Raw genomic sequence first — 18,168 nt, 5'->3', positions numbered from 1 at the left:
CAGACGCGACGTCACATTCGGGAGCGTATGGCCGGTGACGGGCGCCCGCGAGCGGGGTGGGCCGGAGTGGGGGAGCCGCCCGTGCGCGGGACGGGCGGGGCGTCACCCGCCCGCCCGGGACCTCACCCCGCCGAGGAGCGCCTCCTGATCTTCGAGCCGAGCCACACCAGCGGGTCGTACTTGCGGTCGACGGCCCGCTCCTTGAGGGGGATCAGGGCGTTGTCCGTGATCTTGATGCCCTCGGGGCACACCTCGGTGCAGCACTTGGTGATGTTGCAGTAGCCGAGACCGTGCTCCTCCTGGGCCGTCCTCTTGCGGTCCAGGCCGGTGTCCTCGGCCGCGTCCAGCGGATGCATGTCCAGTTCCGCGACCCGCATCAGGAAGCGGGGACCCGCGAAGGCGGGCTTGTTCTCCTCGTGGTCGCGGACGACATGGCAGGTGTCCTGGCAGAGGAAGCACTCGATGCACTTCCGGAACTCCTGCGGGCGGTCCACGTCCTCCTGCATCATCCGGTACTCGCCCGGGCCGAGCTTCTCCGGCGGCACGAAGGCCGGGACCTCGCGCGCCTTGGTGTAGTTGAACCCCACGTCCGTGACCAGGTCACGGACCACCGGGAAGGCGCGCAGCGGGGTCACGGTGATCGTCTCGTCCCGCTCGAACACCGACATGCGGGTCATGCACATCAGCCGGGGACGGCCGTTGATCTCCGCCGAACACGAACCGCATTTGCCCGCCTTGCAGTTCCAGCGGACGGCGAGGTCGGGGGCCTGGGTCGCCTGGAGGCGGTGGATGATGTCGAGGACCACCTCGCCCTCGTTCACCTCGACCCTGAAGTCCTTCAGACCACCGCCCTCGACGTCGCCGCGCCACACCTTGAAGCGGGCCTCGTAACCGCTCATGACCGCGGCTCCTCGTAGCTGCTCACTCGTACAGCTCCTCTTCGGCGAGGTACTTGACCAGCTCCTCCTTGTCGAAGAGGGCGAGCAGGTCGGGACGGATGGCTTCGGTGGTCTCTCGGGTGAGGGCGATCGGGCCGACCACGCTGTCGCCGGCCGTCGGGTCGGTGAGCCGGCAGAGCAGGTTGATCCGGCGCCAGTCGCGGTCCATCGTCGGATGGTCCTCGCGGGTGTGGCCGCCACGGGACTCCGTGCGCTCCAGCGCCGCCCTCGCCACGCACTCGCTGACCAGCAGCATGTTCCGCAGGTCCAGGGCGAGGTGCCAGCCGGGGTTGAACTGCCGGTGCCCCTCGACACCCGCCCGGCGCGCCCGCACCCGCAGATCGGCGAGCCTGTCCAGCGCCTGTTCCATCTCGCCCTCGCGGCGGATGATGCCGACCAGGTCGTTCATGGCCTGCTGGAGTTCCTGGTGCAGGGCGTACGGGTTCTCCGGCGGCCGGCCCCCCGCAGCCTCGGCCTCCCCGGGCGCGGGGCCCTCGGCGGAGAAGGGGCGCAGCGCCTCGGCGGCGGCCGTGTCGACCTCGATGTCGTCCACCGGCGGGCGCGCACCGGCCAGGCCCGCCGCGTGCTCGGCCGCGTGCAGGCCCGCTCGACGGCCGAAGACCAGCAGGTCGGAGAGGGAGTTGCCACCCAGCCGGTTGGAGCCGTGCATCCCGCCGGCCACCTCACCGGCCGCGAACAGCCCCGGCACCCCGCGCGCCGCCGCCGTGTCCGACTCGACCGCGATGCCGCCCATCACGTAGTGGCAGGTCGGCCCGACCTCCATCGCCTCCGCCGTGATGTCGACGTCCGCCAGCTCCTTGAACTGGTGGTACATGGAGGGCAGCCGGCGCCGGATGGTCTCCGCGGGCATCCGCGTGGAGACGTCCAGGAAGACCCCGCCGTGCGGCGAGCCCCGGCCCGCCTTCACCTCGGCGTTGATGGCCCGCGCCACCTCGTCGCGCGGCAGCAGTTCGGGCGGACGGCGGTTGTGGTCCGGGTCCTCGTACCAGCGGTCGCCCTCCTCCTCGGACTCCGCGTACTTCTCCTTGAAGACGTCCGGGACGTAGTCGAACATGAACCGCTTGCCCTCGGAGTTGCGCAGGACACCGCCGTCGCCGCGCACCGACTCCGTGACGAGGATGCCCTTCACCGACGGCGGCCAGACCATGCCCGTCGGATGGAACTGCACGAACTCCATGTTCAGCAGCGGTGCCCCCGCGAGCAGCGCCAGCGCGTGGCCGTCACCCGTGTACTCCCACGAGTTCGACGTCACCTTGAACGACTTGCCGATGCCCCCGGTGGCGATGACCACGGCGGGCGCTTCGAGGACGAAGAAGCGCCCGGACTCGCGCTCGTAGCCGAAGACGCCCGAGACACGTCCGCCGTCCTTCAGCACTCGGGTGACCGTGCACTCCTGGAAGACCTTCAACCGGGACTCGTAGTCACCGGTCTCCTTGTGGTCCTCCTGCTGGAGAGCGACGATCTTCTGCTGGAGCGTGCGGATCAGCTCCAGGCCCGTACGGTCGCCGACGTGGGCGAGGCGGGGGTACTCGTGGCCGCCGAAGTTGCGCTGGGAGATCCGGCCGTCCTTCGTACGGTCGAAGAGGGCACCCCAGGTCTCCAGCTCCCACACCCGGTCGGGGGCCTCCTTGGCGTGCAGCTCGGCCATCCGCCACTGGTTGAGGAACTTGCCGCCGCGCATGGTGTCGCGGAAGTGGACCTGCCAGTTGTCACCGGAGTTGACGTTGCCCATGGCGGCCGCGATGCCGCCCTCGGCCATCACCGTGTGGGCCTTGCCGAACAGGGACTTGCAGATCACGGCCGTACGGGCGCCCCGCTCGCGGGCCTCGATGGCGGCGCGCAGTCCGGCGCCGCCGGCGCCGATCACGACGACGTCCCACTCCTGTCGTTCGACCACGGACATCAGAACAACCTCGGATCGTCGAAGGCGCCGGACGCGACCAGGTACACGTAGAAGTCGGCGAGCGCCACGCTCACCAACGAGGCCCAGGCGAGCTGCATGTGACGGGCGTTCAGCTTGCCGACCCACTGCCACATCCGGTAGCGCACGGGATGCCTGGAGAAGTGCTTGAGCTTGCCGCCGACGATGTGCCGACACGAGTGGCAGGAGAGGGTGTACGCCCAGATCAGCACGATGTTGACGAGGAACACGAGGGTGCCGAGGCCCATGTGGCCCCACGCGTAGGTCTCGTCGCGGAAGGCGAGGACCGTGTCGTAGGTGAGGATGCCGGCGACCAGCAGGGCGGCGTAGAAGAAGTACCGGTGCAGGTTCTGCAGGATCAGCGGGAAGCGGGTCTCGCCCGAGTACGTCTTGTGCGGCTCGGCCACGGCGCAGGCGGGTGGGGACGCCCAGAAGCCGCGGTAGTAGGCCTTGCGGTAGTAGTAGCAGGTCAGGCGGAAGCCGAGCGGGAAGATCAGGATGATGATCGCCGGTGAGACGCCCCACCAGCCGCCGAAGATCTCCCAGTTGGGGCCGCCGTGCATGGGCTCGCAGCGTTCCGCCAGGCAGGGCGAGTAGAACGGCGAGACGTACGGGGCGGCGTAGTAGTGCTCGTCCGCGAAGGCCCGCCAGGTCGAGTACACGATGAAGGCGAGCAGTCCGGCGGCCGTGGCGGCGGGGGCCAGCCACCAGCGGTCGGTGCGCAGATGCGGGGCGGAGATCGCGGCGCGCGTACGGGTCCGCACGCCGCCGCGCCGGGGATGGGGTTCTGTTGCGGGTGGTTCCGTACCAGTGGCCAACGGGGGACTCCCGGTCGGGTTGGTTGTCGGGGGTGGGCGGACGACGGCGGTCAGGGGGCGCGGCGGTCGCGGGAGCCGAGGCCCTCGTCGTCCGAGTCCGTCCACAGGGAGCTGTCGTACGGCGTGTCGGGGATGGGGACGAGGTCGGGGCGGCGCGGCTTCGCCAGGGAGGGGGCGGCCTCGCCGAGCAGCGCGATGCTCTCGCGCAGGTGGTCGGCGTCGGTGCGGACGCGGCGTATCTCCAGGCCGCTGCCGCCGAGTTGTTGTTCCAGGCGACGTACGGACCGGGTCAGTTCGTCCAGGCAGCGCCGGACCGACGTCAAGTCGTCGTGCACGGACATGACTTGCCCTCGCTTTCAGGGGGTGGTGGGCCCCAAGGCGGCAACGTTCATGCGCCTGCGAGTGTCGCGCGTCACACCTGCCGGTGGGAAGCGGTTTGCGGTTTTCTTTTGCGCGGGTGGGCTTCGCCGGGCGGGGTGCGTTCTCGGGTGCGAGTCCGTGGGGCTTCTCGCGCCGTTCCCCGCGCCCCTGAAAAGCAGGGGCTACGCCCCGTGCTTTTCATCCCGCGGCCCCGTCGCCTTCCAGGCCGCGGGGCCTGATCTTTCAGGGGCGCGGGGAACTGCGCGAGCAATCCCCGCCGGAGCCGCACCCGACGACGCACCCACCCGCCCCCGCCTCGGAGGGCCGCGCGGCCAAACGGGTGGGTTCCGGAACCCCCTCGTCGTGTCGGCCGCCCCGCAGGGGCCCCGTCCTCTTCAGTGGGCCGCATCCGTCTGATCAGCTCCATATACCGCCGAACGTGATCAGAGCCACCCCCGTCCCCGTACTCCCACCGCGGAGCGAGGAGGTCGCCATGACGCCGATTCCCCACGACCGCGTTCGACCGCGCGCACCGCGCCGCTCGCTGGTGTTCCTCGCCGCCGGCGTGCTCACGATGCCCGTGCTGAGCGGCTGCGGTGAGGAGGACCCGGCGGGCAGACCCGTCGCCGAGCAGGACATCGCGCCCGCCGCGCGGAACCTGGTCGCCGACGGCGGCACCCTGCGCTGGGCCGTGGACGCCGTGCCGGAGACGCTGAACACGTTCCAGGCGGACGCCGGCCCGGCCACCGCGCGGATCGCCGGGGCCGTACTGCCGTCGATGTACCGCCTCGACGCCAGCGGACGCCCCGAGATCAACTCCGACTACGTGGAGTCCGCGAAGGTCGTCGAGCGCGAGCCCCGACAGGTCGTGCTCTACAAGCTCAACCAGCAGGCGGTGTGGAGCGACGGCCGGGAGATCGGCGCCGCCGACTTCGCCGCCCAGTGGCGGGCCCTGTCCGGCAAGGACTCCGCGTACTGGACCGCCCGGAACGCCGGCTACGAACGCATCGAGAAGATCGAACGCGGCGACAACGACCTGGAGGTCCGGGTCACCTTCGCCCGCCCGTACGCCGACTGGAAGTCGCTGTTCTCGCCGCTGTACCCGAAGCAGGTGATGGGCACCCCGGACGCCTTCAACGACGGCGCCCGCAAGAAGCTCAAGATCACCGCCGGTCCGTTCGCGTGGAAGGACATCGACCGCAAGGACGGCGAGGTCACGCTCACCCGCAACCCCCGCTGGTGGGGCCGCACGGCCAAGCTCTCGACCCTCGTGCTGCGTGCCGTGCCGCGTGCCGAACGCGTGGAGGCGCTGGCCGAGGACAAGGTCGACATCGCAGAGATCGACTCGGTCCAGGCCGAGCGCATCACGCTCGCCTCCCGTGACAGGAAGAAGTCGGGGGCCGCCGGGCCGCTCTCGCAGGATGATTCCGCGAAGGCGCTGCGTTCCTGGGCGATCGCGCACGGCTCGGACGAGAAGGCCGCCGACGACGAGATCAGCGCCCGGAAGAAGCGGCGCGCGGCGATCGCCGCGTACACCGCCCAGCAGTCCGCCCTGCGCGGCTTCACCATCCGCCGTTCCCTGGAGCCCGCGTTCACCCAGCTCGCCCTGAACGGTTCCGACGGCCCCCTCGCCGACGAGCGGGTCCGCCGCGCCGTGGCCCGCGCGATCGACCGGAAGAAGCTCGCCGCCCTCGTCCTCGAACCCCTCGGTCTGCCCGCCGTCCCCGTCGGCAGCCACCTCGCGCTCGCCGGCCAGGCCGCGTACGCCGACAACAGCGGCGCACTCGGCGGCCAGGACACCGACGAGGCGCGCGCCCTCCTCGCCGACGCCGGCTGGGAGCAGGGCGGCCCCCTCGCGCCCGGCCGGAAGGCGGCAGGCGCGGAGGGTGAGCAGGAGGAGCCGCAGCAGAAGGAGCAGAAGGAGCAGAAGGAGCAGAAGGAGCAGAAGCGGTCGGGCGCCGAGGACTCCAAGAACGGCAAGGCCTCCGACGCTTCCGCGGTCTCCCCCGACGAGAGCGTCTACATCGTCGGCCAGGACGACAAGCCGTCCGACGCCGACGAGAAGGAGGGCGAGGCGGGCGCGAACCTCGCCCAGGACGGGAAGCAGTTCCAGCCGGGCGGTGCGCCCGGCGCGTACGCCCCGCGCGGGACACGGGCGCCCGCCGACGCCGCCAAGGGCCCGCTCACCAAGAACGGCAAGCTGCTGACGCTGCGGTTCGTGCTGCCGTCGGGGCCGGGCACGGAGCCGCTGCGGGCCGTCGGCGAGCGGATCGCGGCGATGCTGGATCGGGTGGGGATCCGTACGGAGATCTCGAAGGTCGCCGACGAGAGCTACTTCAAGGACCACATCGCGAACGGGCAGTACGACCTCGCGCTGTACTCCTGGCCGACCTCCGCGTACCCCGCCACCGACGCCCGGCCGATCTACGCCAAGCCGGTGCCCGCGGCCGACGGCTCGCTGAGCGTCGAGCAGAACTACACGCGCGTCGGCACCGACCGGGTCGACCAGCTCTTCGACCAGGCCGTGGCCACCCTCGACGAGGCCAGGACGCGTTCCCTGATCCGCAAGGCGGACGCCCGTATCTGGGCCGCCGCCGGGTCCATCCCCCTCTACCAGCGGCCCCAGCTCGTCGCCGCGCGCACCGACCTCGCGAACGCGGGAGCCTTCGGCTTCCAGACCCCGTACTACGAGGACATGGGCTTCCTGAAGAAGGGCGCGAAGGGGCCGGCGCGGCCCAAGGAGAACCAGACGGCCGAGGAACAGTCCGCCGAGAAGCAGTCCGCCGAGAGGCAGTCCGCCGAGAGGCAGTCCGCCGAGAGGCGGTGAGCAGCCGAGAAGTGCGCGTTTTCAGCGTTGCCTCTCCAGGGTGAGGACGGCTTTGGCGATGACGGCCATGCGGTTGGGGCTGACGCGGGATCTGTGGAAGATCTGCCAGGACTTCAGCCTCGCCGTGCCGCGTTCGATGGGAGCCCGGTCCTGGAGAGTGCTCGCAGGACGAAGTCAGGTCTTTCCGCGCGAAGTGTCCTCAGCAGGCCGGGGGCGCGGTCGGCGAGCAGTTCGACGACGGCGGTGACGTAGGCGTGGGCGGTGCCGACGGACATCCCGAAGCCGTTGCGCGATCCGCGCCAGGCTGTCGTGGCGGCGCAGGTACACAAGAGCGACCAGAACACGCTGGTACGGCGGGAGTTGGCACCGTCGGACACCCCCGCGGGTGACGACGAGCATCGTGACCCACTCGACCAGCGCATGCGGCAGGTCGAGTGCGGCAGGGCAGGGAACCAACAGGGCTCCTGCACCGATGGGTTGAGACTTCGTCACCTCCCTCAACGGCACGGGAGCCCTGTGCGTCGCGCACCCCCTCACCCACACCGCCGACGTCACCCGACCAGAGGCCACGTCGAAAACCCTCACGGAGTGGACCATCGGCCGGGACCAGCACTCCCCAGCCCGGCCACGGCCTGCTGGTCGGGGAAAGCCCTTTTTCCTGGACTTCGACCAGGACCTCAGCGTCTTCCTCCACCAGCGTCGGCTCGCCCTCGACGAGGACGGCAGGGTCTCGACGAGGGCGACGCGGAGTCCAGCCCCCTCATCCTTGCCGTCGGGTCAAGCCGGCCATGGCGGCTGGATCGACGATGCGGTCGAATGCCCCGGCGTCGATGTCACCGGAGGCCAATGCGGCCTCGCGCAGAGTGGTTCCCTCTTCGCTGGCTTTGTGGGCGATCGCGGAGGCTTTGTCGTAGCCGATCACGGGAGAGAGGGCGGTGACCAGCATCAGTGACCGGTCGACGTAGTCGTCGATCTGTCCGCGGCTGAGCTGGGTGCCCTCGATGCAGTACTCACGCAGCTTGGTGCACGCGTCAGCGAGGATGGTGGCTGCGTGCAGGAAGTTGTTGATGATCATCGGTCGCATGGCGTTGAGTTCGAAGTTGCCCTGAGAGCCGGCAAAGGCGATGGCGGTGTCCTCGCACAGCACCTGGATGCAGACCATGACCATCGCCTCGCACTGGGTCGGATTGACCTTGCCCGGCATGATCGAGGAGCCTGGCTCGTTGGCAGGGAGGATCAGCTCACCCAGCCCGCAGCGGGGGCCGGAGGCCAGCCACCGGATGTCATTGGCGATCTTCATCAGCGGCACGGCAAGGGCCCGCAGCCCGGCGGAGGCGCCGGCCATGGCGTCCAGGCCACCCTGGGCGGCGAACTTGTTGGCGGCCGTGGTGAACGGGTAGCCGGTCGCGGAGGCGATCTCGGCAGCGACCTGTGCGCCGAAGCCGGACGGGGCGTTGAGTCCGGTGCCGACCGCTGTGCCGCCCGCGGCGAGCTCGTACAGACCCTGGGCGGAGTCGGTGACGCGGTCGATGGCTTGGGCCAGCTGGTGGGCGTAGCCGGACCACTCCTGCCCGACGGTGAGCGGGACCGCATCCTCCAGGTGGGTGCGGCCGATCTTCACCACATCCTGCCACTGCTCGGCCTTGGCCTCGATGGCCTGTCGCAGCGCCTGCACACTGGGCAGCAGGTGCTCGTGGACCGCCTTGACCGCGGCGATGTGCATGGCGGTGGGGAAGGTGTCGTTGGAGGACTGGCCCATGTTGATGTGGTCGTTGGGGTGGATCGGGGACTTGCTGCCCAGCTCGCCACCTGCCAACTGGATCGCCCGGTTGCTGATCACCTCGTTGACGTTCATGTTGGACTGGGTTCCGGACCCTGTCTGCCACACGTAAAGCGGGAAGTGGTCGTCGAGCTTGCCCGCGATGACCTCGTCGGCGACTTTCTCGATCAGGTCGGCCTTCCAGGCCGGCAGCCGACCGCCACGCCCGTTGACGATCGCGGCAGCCTGCTTCACGTAGCCGTAGGCACGGTAGACGGCCTTGGGCATCCGGTCGTCCCCGATGGAGAAGTGAATCAGGGAACGCTGGGTCTGCGCCCCCCAATAGCGGTCGGCGGGAACGTCGATGGTGCCCATGGAATCGGTCTCTTGCCGGGTGCCGGTCGCGTCCAGGCCGACGGGGATGTCGAGGATCTTCGGGGCCTGGTCCTCTCCGGCCTGATCGCCGCCGTTGTGGTGCGCGGTCATGACGTCACTCCGTCCCCGTAAACCGGTTCCCACATGGCCTCCCGGACGGCCTGGCCCGGGTCGGTCGGCTTGACGGTGGCCACGCCCTCGTCGACCGCAGCCTCGACCACGGCCGTCGCGGTGAGCGCCGAGGACTCCCGGAGGTCTTCCACGGGCGGCAGCAGGCAGTCGCCCGGTCCGGTCGGGTGGACCTGGTCGGCGATGGCCTGCGCGGCGGCGAGCAGCATGCCCGCGGTCACCTTGGACGCCCCGGAGACGATGGTGCCCAGGCCCAGCCCCGGGTACAGCAGCGCGTTGTTGGCCTGCCCGATCTCGTAGGTCACGCCGTCGTGCTCCACGGGCGGGACGGGGATACCGGTGGTCACCAGCGCTTTGCCCCCGGACCAGGCGATGACGTCGGCGGGCATGGCCTCGATGCGGGAGGTGGGGTTGGAGAGCGGGAAGATGATCGGCCGCTCGGTGGCTGCGGTCATGGCCTCGACGACCTCGCGGGTGAACGCCCCGTGCACCGTGGATGTCCCCAGCAGGATGGTCGGCTCGGCCCGCCGGACGGTTTCCAACAGCGAGATGGCGCCGTCGTCTTTGGCCCAGTCCGCGACGTCCGCGGGATCGCGTGCGTACGGCTGCTGGTAGTCCCGCAGGTCGGTCATGTCCTGGGTGAGCAGCCCATGCTTGTCGATCAGCCACACCTGTGCGGTGGCCTGACCAGGATCCGCGCCGTCGCGGATCATCGCCTCGCGCAACTGGTCGGCGATGCCCACCCCCGCAGTGCCGGCACCGAAGACGACCAGCTTCTGGTCCCGCATCGGCACGCCACTGACCTTGATGGCCGACAACGCGGCAGCCAGGGTGATGGCACCGGTCCCTTGCATGTCGTCGTTGAAGATCCGGTAAGTGCCGCCGTAGGTGTCGAGGATCCGCCGGGCGTTGCTGGGGCCGAAGTCCTCGAAGTGCAGCAACGCGCCAGGGAACATCGACGACACGGTCTCCAGGTACTTCTCGATGAACGCGTCGTAGTCGGCGCCGCGGACCCTGGGGTGCCGGTTGCCCAGGTAAAGCGGGTCGTTCAGCAGTGCCTCACGGTCCGTGCCGACGTCCAGTGACACGGGGATGACACGCCGCGGGTCGACACCGGCCGCCGCGGTGTAGACCGCGAGTTTGCCCACCGAGATCTGGATCCCGCCTACGCCCCAGTCCCCGATACCCAGGATCTGCTCGGCGTCGGTGCACACGATCAGGTCCACGTCCTGAGGCCCGAGCTGAAGCGTGGCGAAGGACTTCTCGATGTCATCCGGCCGGTCGATGGACAGGAAGACGCCTCGCGGGCGGCGGTACTCGGAGGAGTACTTCTCGATCGCCTCGCCGACCGTGGGGTCGTACACGATCGGCAACAGCTCCACGAGGTGATCAGTGAGCACCTTGAAGTACAAGGTCTCGTTACGGTCGTGCAACTGCTCCAAGTACACGTTCTTGGCCAGGTCGGTGTCTTGTGCCTGCAACTGCTGGTAAGCGCGCTTCGCCTGCTGCTCCAGCGTCAACACCCCAGACGGCAACCGCCCGGTCAAGCCCAACTCGTCCCGCTCCGCCTGCGTGAACGCCACGCCCCGGTTACGGAATGGATCCACCAGGCCGCCTGGAGTAATAGGGGTCCGCACTTTCCTCTCGCTCACAGAGCTCTCCAATTTGCGTGTGCATGGAATTCTGTGTCGGGCCCGAACGGGCCGCCCCGGCCTGTGCCGACGTGTCGGCGCACCGGGTAGGCAGCCTGTGGCCGACCCGCCGGCCGGTTGTTGCCAGGAACCACAGCACCGAATGCCCCAGGCCGCTCCCGGCAAACCGATATAAGTTACGTAATCGGAAACCGGCCGCACAGTAATTTCCTGCGTAGGAGTTTCACGGGATCCTGTCGAATAGGTCTCAAAACTTTCATGATTGACGGTGAGGGTTTTCGACATGGCCTCTGGTCGGGTGACGTCGGCGGTGTGGGTGAGGGGGTGCGCGACGCACAGGGCTCCCGTGCCGTTGAGGGAGGTGACGAAGTCTCAACCCATCGGTGCAGGAGCCCTGTTGGTTCCCTGTCCTGCCGCACTCGACCTGCCGCATGCGCTGGTCGAGTGGGTCACGATGCTCGCCGTCACCCGCGGGGGTGTCCGACGGTGCCAACTCCCGCCGTACCAGCGTGTTCTGGCCGCTCTTGTGTACCTGCGCCGCCACGACAGCCTGGCGCGGATCGCGCAACGGCTTCGGGATGTCCGTCGGCACCGCCCAGGCCTACGTCACCGCCGTCGTCGAGTGCGACCGCGCCGGCAACAGCCGCGCCGACTCCTCGGCCGAGCACCGCCGCCACGGGGTGAACGTCCAGGCCGTCACCGACCCGGCCGGCAAGGTGCTGTGGATCTCGCCCACGCCACCACCGGTACGACGTCCACCCGGCGGGGAAACGCTGCCCCGCGACGACACGGCCCACTCCGGCCGGCCTGCGCCGGGTCGGCCCGAGCCGGCTCGCGACTTGGCTGAAGAACCGCAGAGTCCGAGGCGCCCAGGCGGTGGCCGCTGCGGCGCAGGCTCAGCACGCCGCCGTGGCCGGGGAGAGCACGGCCGCCGCCATGGTGAACACTCTGGGTGCCACGGGCTCAGGCCGCGGCGAGACCCCGCTGAGGAGGCTGAGCCGTGAAGAGCGGCTCGTATGGGTGGCCCTCCGGGGTGAAGATCAGAACGAAGTCTTCTCCCACCTGGGTGGCTACCTCCCGCAAGCGGGCCAGGGCCTCTGCCTGGTCCGGAAGGCCGAGGCCAAGGGCTGCGGCGGCGCGGTCTCTCCGGGCCACGAGGTCCGGCATGTCCTCCAGACACGCGGCCTCGAGCCCGCGACTCTCCTCGTCCGTGAATGCCTGGCAGTCGCGCCACCACGGGACGACCAGCAGCAGCCGCACCAGCTCGGGCAGGCCGATGGCGACCAGAGACGCACCTCCATCGGAATCGGCATAGAGGACGGGACGTTCCTCGCCGCCTTCATCGCAGAAGAAGTACGTGCCGCCTGCACCGTCGCCGGCGAACCCCTCGAGCGCGGCGCCCGAGGCGAGATGCACTTCCTCGACGTGGTCGCCTCGGTCCGGGGCGAAGTCACTCGCCCAAGCAGGAAAACGGGCAGCTTCTTCCTGCTCACGGACGGCAGCGATCAACGATTCCTTGGGCCGCAGCCTGTGGCTCACTGCTTGACCACCATCATGGGGATCAGTGACGGGTTCGTATCCGACGGACTCCGGCCGCCGCCCCGTACGACCGACACGGGGCGGCGGTCCGCGTATGCGGGCCGGAGCGGCCGGGGACCCGTCTGAGCTGGGACGGGGCCGGTGTGAGCTGGGCCCGAGCAGCCCGGGGAGCCCCAACGGCGGCGGGCCCGTACCATGGGGTGAGGCCGTGGCGTGTCCAGCCCGGCAGGGTCCGCGTGACGAGAGACGTACGCGAGGGCCGTCCACACACCCCGGGAGATCGCCGCATTATGGCCACGCGCCACGACATTCGCAATGTCGCCATCGTCGCTCACGTAGACCACGGCAAGACCACTCTGGTCGACGCCATGCTCAAGCAGGCCGGTGCCTTCGCCGCCCACGCCGCCGAGTCGCTCGACGACCGCATGATGGACTCGAACGACCTGGAGCGTGAGAAGGGCATCACGATCCTGGCCAAGAACACGGCGGTGAAGTACCACCCGAAGGATGGCGGCGACGTCATCACCATCAACATCATCGACACCCCCGGCCACGCCGACTTCGGTGGTGAGGTCGAGCGCGGTCTGTCGATGGTCGACGCGGTGGTCCTGCTCGTCGACGCCTCCGAGGGCCCGCTGCCGCAGACCCGCTTCGTGCTGCGCAAGGCGCTCCAGCAGCGCCTGCCGGTCATCCTGTGCATCAACAAGACGGACCGCGCGGACTCGCGCATCGACGAGGTCGTCAACGAGACCTACGACCTCTTCCTCGACCTCGACGCCGACGAGGACCAGATCGAGTTCCCCATCGTCTACGCGTGTGCGCGTGACGGTGTCGCCTCGCTGACCAAGCCGGAGGACGGCACCGTCCCGGCCGACAGCAACAGCCTGGAGCCGTTCTTCTCCACGATCCTGTCGCACGTCCCGGCTCCGTCCTACGACGAGTCGGCCCCGCTCCAGGCGCACGTCACCAACCTGGACGCCGACAACTTCCTCGGCCGTATCGCGCTGCTCCGCGTCGAGCAGGGTGAGCTGCGCAAGGGCCAGACGGTCACGTGGATCAAGCGCGACGGCACGATGGCCAACGTCCGCATCACCGAGCTGATGATGACCGAGGCGCTCACCCGCAAGCCGGCCGAGGTGGCCGGCCCCGGTGACATCTGTGCCGTCGCCGGTATCCCGGACATCATGATCGGCGAGACCCTCGCCGACACCGAGAACCCGATCGCGCTGCCGCTGATCACGGTCGACGAGCCGGCGATCTCGATGACCATCGGCACGAACACCTCGCCGCTGGTCGGCCGCGGCGGCACCGGCAAGGGCGCGGACAACAAGGCCGCGGTCAAGGACCGCAAGGTCACCGCCCGCCAGGTCAAGGACCGCCTCGACCGCGAGCTGGTCGGTAACGTCAGCCTCCGGGTCCTCGACACCGAGCGTCCCGACGCCTGGGAGGTACAGGGCCGCGGTGAGCTGGCGCTGGCCATCCTGGTCGAGCAGATGCGCCGTGAGGGCTTCGAGCTGACCATCGGCAAGCCGCAGGTGGTCACCAAGATCGTCGACGGCAAGGTCTACGAGCCGGTCGAGCGCATGACGATCGACGTCCCCGAGGAGCACATGGGCGCGGTCACGCAGCTCATGGGCGTCCGCAAGGGCCGGATGGACAACATGTCGAACCACGGCTCCGGCTGGGTCCGCATGGAGTTCGTCGTCCCGTCCCGTGGCCTCATCGGCTTCCGTACGGAGTTCCTCACCGGCACGCGCGGTACGGGCATCGCCCACTCCATCCACGAGGGCCACGAGCCGTGGTTCGGCACGCTGACGACCCGTAACAACGGCTCGCTCGTCGCCGACCGCTCCGGCGCCGTCACCGCGTTCGCGATGACGAACCTCCAGGAGCGCGGTGTGCTGTTCACGGAGCCCGGCACCGAGGTGTACGAGGGCATGATCGTCGGTGAGAACTCGCGCTCCGACGACATGGACGTGAACATCACCAAGGAGAAGAAGCTCACGAACATGCGGTCCTCCTCGGCCGACTCGTTCGAGGCGATCGTCCCGCCGCGCAAGCTCTCCCTGGAGCAGTCCCTGGAGTTCTGCCGCGACGACGAGTGCGTCGAGGTGACCCCGGAGGCCGTGCGCATCCGCAAGGTCAACCTGGACGCCCGCGAGCGCGCGCGTGCCGCGAGCCGCGCCAAGCACGGCTGACGGAGCGCGGACCTGGTCCGGTCCCCGCTTCTGCGGGGGCCGGGACCACGTCGCGTCCGGTGGCGGCGTGGTCGCGTGCCGAGCAGGAGTACCACGCGCCGCCGTGGTGGCGGTCGCACATCGTTCCGGCTCCGGCGTTTGATCGGTTCCCAGGGCTCCTCCGAGCGACGCTACGCGTGTAGACTGACGCGACCGCACTGCACGCCGACGCGCCCTCGAGCCATCTGTCGAAGCGTCAAGTCCCGGTTCCCCGGCCTGTGGAGGGTCGGGCTTCAGGCGTATCCGCATACAGGGGAGGTCCCATGGGGATGCTGGGGATTCCGGGGAGATTGCGAAGAGCGCGCAAGGGAGGCTGGACTTGCGGCCGGGACCCTTCGACTGACTGTCTGTCGGCTGTGAAGCGCTGTTCGGATATCGGTGTTGCAGCGATCAAGTTTCGGACATGTAAACAAAAATCGTTCCGCGTATGTCCGATTCGTCGGTATCCCATCTCGCCTGTCAAGCGCGACCAGGTGTCAATCTTTGCAATTTTTGCTCAAAATATGGACGGTAGGGAGATCCCTATGTCTTCCGCCCTTGACGCGCGTTGACCCGTTTGGCGAAAGTTCCCCCAAACCACAGAACCTGCCGGTATCTGTGCTGCGCTCAACTCTCCAACCCCCCGGGGGAAGAACAGACATGACCAGTCCAACCAAGGCCGAGGGCTCCGGGTCCGCGGTCGCCTTGGACCCCGAGCTCGAGACGACCGCCGAGGTCGCCAAGGGTGAGAAGAAGCTTGAGGGTCGTTCCCCCGGGCAGTTGATGTGGCAACGGTTCAAGCGGGACCGTACGGGAGTCATCTCCGCGTGCGTAGTGATTTTCTTCTTCGCGATCGCCGCGCTCGCGCCGGTCATCTCGAGCCTGTACGGCAAGAACCCCTACACGCTCTACGCGCAGGAGCCCGACTACCCGTTCCTGCTCGACGACTTCGCGATGCCCACCGGTTCCTTCGGCGGCATGTCGGGTGACTTCTGGTTCGGTGTCGAGCCGAAGCTGGGCCGCGACGTGTTCACGATGCTGCTGTACGGCATGCGGACCTCGCTGTACATGGCGGTCATCGTCACGGTGTTCAGCGTGGTCACCGGCGTCCTCATCGGCATGATCGGCGGCTACTTCGGCGGTCGTGTCGACTACTGGGTGGGCCGGGTCACCGACTTCTTCCTCGGTTTCCCGTCGCAGCTGTTCTTCATCGCCTTCATGCCCGTCGTCACCGCGCTGTTCGTCGACCCGCGCGACGAGACGCCCACCTATCTGCGGGCCGTGGCCATCATCCTCGTGATGTGGTTCCTCGGCTGGATGGGCCTCGCCCGTCTGGTGCGCAGTTCGGTACTCTCGCTGCGCGAACGCGAGTTCGTGGAGGCGGCCAAGGTGTCCGGGGCCTCTCCCTGGCGCATCGTGCGCAAGGAGATCCTGCCGAACATCGTCACCCCGATCCTGGTGCAGGCCACGTACATCCTGCCCAGCACGATCCTCACCATCGCCTTCCTCTCGTTCGTCGGCGTCGGTTTCACCGAGCCCACTCCCGACTGGGGCCGCATGTTCGCCGTCGGCTCCGAGGTGTACGAGCAGGACCCGATGTTCATGTTCTTCCCGGGCGTGGCGATGGTCGTCTTCGTGCTCTGCTTCAACCTTCTCGGCGACTCCGTCCGGGACGCATTCGACCCCAAGACCGGACGGTAATCGTCCATTGGTGGGTGGGGGGACTGCCGCCCCCGACCCGGGTTCTCCCGGGCCGTCAGGCAGTACTCGTGGACAACTATCGACAGGTAGGTGCATAGGCATCATGAAGCCCATCAGAAACCGCACCACGCGCGCCGTGGCCGTCGCCCTCGTGGCCGGCTCGCTCGCGCTGGCCGGCTGCGCGGACAACGGCAAGGGCGAGACGAAGGACAACTCCAAGTCCCAGAAGGACGCCGCCGAGCAGTCGAAGCCTGTCGCCTACGGTGACGCCGCTGCGTCCACCGGCCCGGCCGAAGAGGTCAAGGGCGCCAAGTCCGGCGGTGTCATCAACGTCTATCAGCAGTCGGACATCACCCACCTGGACCCGGGTCAGATCTACGTCTCCGACGCCGGTCAGCTCGCGAACCTGATCCACCGAGGTCTGACGAACTACCAGGAGGACGACAAGGGCAACCTGACGGTCGTCGGTGACATCGCCACCGACTCCGGCAAGTCCTCCGACGGCGGCAAGACCTGGACGTACACGCTCAAGGACGGCATCAAGGACGAGGACGGCAACGCCATCACCTCGGCCGACGTCCGCCACACCATCGAGCGTCAGTACTCCAAGGTCATCTTCGACGGCCCGACGTACGTCCAGAGCTGGCTCTCCGGCTCCGACTACCGCAAGGCGCTGCCGGACGGCCCCTACAAGGGCAAGCACCTGCCGGACTCCGTCCTGGAGACCCCGGACGACAAGACGGTCGTCTTCCACTTCGACCAGCCGCGCCCGGACCTGCCGCAGGCCCTCGCCATGGCCGGTTACGCCATCGTGCCCGAGAAGCAGGACACGAAGGAGAAGTACGACAAGGCGCCGGCCTCCCTCGGCCCGTACAAGATCTCCGAGCTCAAGGCCGGCAAGTCGCTGAAGCTGGTCAAGAACGACCAGTGGGACCCGAAGACGGACGTCGTGCGTCACCAGTACGTCGACGGCTTCAACTTCACCAACACCATCGACCAGGCCAGCCAGACCAAGCGTCTGATCGCCGACCAGGGCGAAGCCAAGAACGCCATGCAGTTCACGGACTCCGTGGACCCGGCGCAGATGTCGACGGTCATCGGCAACGCCGCGACCAAGAAGCGCACCATCCAGGGCTACCAGCCCTACGTGTGGCAGCTGACCTTCAACCTCGACGCCGCCGCCGTGAAGGACAAGAAGGTCCGCGACGCGATCACCTACGCGATCCCGTCCCAGGCCATGGTCCAGGCCGACGGTGGCCGCTACGGCGGCGAGGTCGCCGGTGGTCTGATGGCGCCGACCCTGCCGGGTTACGACGCGTCCTACGACCCGTTCGGCAAGCAGAAGAAGCCCAACGGTGACCTGGACAAGGCCAAGGCGCTGCTGAAGGAGGCGGGTGTCAAGGAGGGCACGAAGCTCACCTACGCCTACTCCAACACCCCGCGCGGCCAGGCCCAGCAGGTGATCATCAAGGACGCGCTGGCCAAGATCGGCTTCGACGTCCAGGCCAAGGAGATCGACCGGGCCAGCTTCTACGAGCAGGTCGGCAAGCTGGACAACCCGTACGACATCTACATGACCGGCTGGGGCCAGGACTGGTCCTCCCCGTCCACGGTCATCACCCCGGTCTACGACGGCACCCTGGTCGCCGACGGTGGCTCGAACTACTCCCACATCAAGGACGCCAAGGTCGACGCCCTCATCAAGAAGGCGCTGACCCAGGAGCCCGAGGCCGCGGCCAAGACGTGGGAAGAGGCTCACCACCGCATCGTGGAGGAGATCAACCCGGCCGCCCCGGTCTACTACTCGAAGCAGATCCAGCTCTTCGGATCGAACATCGGTGGTGCCCGGTACAGCACGGAGTCGAGCTACATCGACATCAACGACGTGTTCCTGAAGCAGCCGTAAGTCGTC

At 68.5% G+C, this 18,168-nt stretch carries 11 protein-coding genes and 2 pseudogenes; 5 read left to right on the top strand and 8 right to left on the bottom strand.

Annotation, left to right across the window (positions count from 1 at the left end; translation table 11 throughout):
* Positions 1 to 122 precede the first annotated feature (122 nt).
* Genes ACZ52C_RS06460 through ACZ52C_RS06445 form a run of 4 tightly spaced genes read right to left on the bottom strand, consistent with a single transcriptional unit; the run spans position 123 to position 4,039 of the window.
* Entirely contained in the window at positions 123 to 899 is a 777-nt protein-coding gene (locus tag ACZ52C_RS06460; RefSeq protein ID WP_469073682.1) for a succinate dehydrogenase/fumarate reductase iron-sulfur subunit, read from the bottom strand.
* 22 nt (positions 900 to 921) lie between these two features.
* Entirely contained in the window at positions 922 to 2,862 is a 1,941-nt protein-coding gene (locus ACZ52C_RS06455; protein WP_469073681.1) for a fumarate reductase/succinate dehydrogenase flavoprotein subunit, read from the bottom strand.
* On the bottom strand, positions 2,862 to 3,698 hold the full coding sequence (locus tag ACZ52C_RS06450; protein WP_469073680.1) for a hypothetical protein: 837 nt from the start codon (positions 3,696 to 3,698) through the stop codon (positions 2,862 to 2,864). Before ACZ52C_RS06450 ends, ACZ52C_RS06455 begins: the two co-directional genes overlap by 1 nt.
* Before the next feature lie 50 nt (positions 3,699 to 3,748).
* The gene (locus ACZ52C_RS06445; RefSeq protein WP_045559138.1) at positions 3,749 to 4,039 is read right to left on the bottom strand and encodes a hypothetical protein; all 291 of its coding nucleotides are present in this window, start codon (positions 4,037 to 4,039) and stop codon (positions 3,749 to 3,751) included.
* Positions 4,040 to 4,551: 512 nt separating this feature from the next.
* Between ACZ52C_RS06445 and ACZ52C_RS06440 the strand changes: the two genes are divergently transcribed.
* Positions 4,552 to 6,885 (top strand): ABC transporter family substrate-binding protein, encoded by a 2,334-nt coding sequence (locus ACZ52C_RS06440; protein ID WP_469073679.1) that lies wholly within the window; start codon positions 4,552 to 4,554, stop codon positions 6,883 to 6,885.
* A gap of 21 nt (positions 6,886 to 6,906) precedes the next feature.
* On the opposite strand, the pseudogene ACZ52C_RS06435 reads toward ACZ52C_RS06440, so the two are convergent.
* The 3 genes and pseudogenes from ACZ52C_RS06435 to ACZ52C_RS06425 all read right to left on the bottom strand — a co-directional run bounded on the left by ACZ52C_RS06435 (position 6,907) and on the right by ACZ52C_RS06425 (position 10,755).
* A pseudogene (locus ACZ52C_RS06435) lies at positions 6,907 to 7,341 on the bottom strand (helix-turn-helix domain-containing protein).
* A gap of 304 nt (positions 7,342 to 7,645) precedes the next feature.
* The gene (gene fumC, locus ACZ52C_RS06430; protein ID WP_469073678.1) at positions 7,646 to 9,130 is read right to left on the bottom strand and encodes a class II fumarate hydratase; all 1,485 of its coding nucleotides are present in this window, start codon (positions 9,128 to 9,130) and stop codon (positions 7,646 to 7,648) included.
* The gene (locus ACZ52C_RS06425; protein ID WP_469073677.1) at positions 9,127 to 10,755 is read right to left on the bottom strand and encodes an NAD-dependent malic enzyme; all 1,629 of its coding nucleotides are present in this window, start codon (positions 10,753 to 10,755) and stop codon (positions 9,127 to 9,129) included. The genes fumC and ACZ52C_RS06425 overlap by 4 nt, the downstream gene beginning before the upstream one ends.
* A gap of 442 nt (positions 10,756 to 11,197) precedes the next feature.
* Between ACZ52C_RS06425 and ACZ52C_RS06420 the strand changes: the two are divergent.
* A pseudogene (locus ACZ52C_RS06420) lies at positions 11,198 to 11,543 on the top strand (helix-turn-helix domain-containing protein); the annotation flags it as partial.
* 220 nt (positions 11,544 to 11,763) lie between these two features.
* Here the strand turns inward: ACZ52C_RS06420 and ACZ52C_RS06415 are convergent.
* Positions 11,764 to 12,339 carry a hypothetical protein gene (locus ACZ52C_RS06415; protein ID WP_469073676.1) on the bottom strand — a complete coding sequence of 192 codons (576 nt, stop codon included), beginning with the start codon at positions 12,337 to 12,339 and terminating at the stop codon, positions 11,764 to 11,766.
* A 290-nt stretch (positions 12,340 to 12,629) separates the two neighbouring features.
* On the opposite strand from ACZ52C_RS06415, the gene typA reads away from it, so the two are divergent.
* The 3 genes from typA to ACZ52C_RS06400 all read left to right on the top strand — a co-directional run bounded on the left by typA (position 12,630) and on the right by ACZ52C_RS06400 (position 18,162).
* On the top strand, positions 12,630 to 14,537 hold the full coding sequence (typA, locus tag ACZ52C_RS06410; RefSeq protein WP_469073675.1) for a translational GTPase TypA: 1,908 nt from the start codon (positions 12,630 to 12,632) through the stop codon (positions 14,535 to 14,537).
* A gap of 678 nt (positions 14,538 to 15,215) precedes the next feature.
* The gene (locus tag ACZ52C_RS06405) at positions 15,216 to 16,256 is read left to right on the top strand and encodes an ABC transporter permease (RefSeq protein ID WP_469073674.1); all 1,041 of its coding nucleotides are present in this window, start codon (positions 15,216 to 15,218) and stop codon (positions 16,254 to 16,256) included.
* Positions 16,257 to 16,359: 103 nt separating this feature from the next.
* A complete protein-coding gene (locus tag ACZ52C_RS06400; RefSeq protein ID WP_469073673.1) occupies positions 16,360 to 18,162 on the top strand; it encodes an ABC transporter substrate-binding protein in 1,803 nt (600 codons plus the stop codon).
* The last annotated feature ends 6 nt before the right edge of the window (positions 18,163 to 18,168 follow it).

This window comes from Streptomyces sp. NPDC034049 (assembly GCF_055575575.1).
The sequence above is the reverse complement of the archived record's forward strand: the minus strand, read 5'-3'. Positions and strand labels throughout refer to the sequence as shown.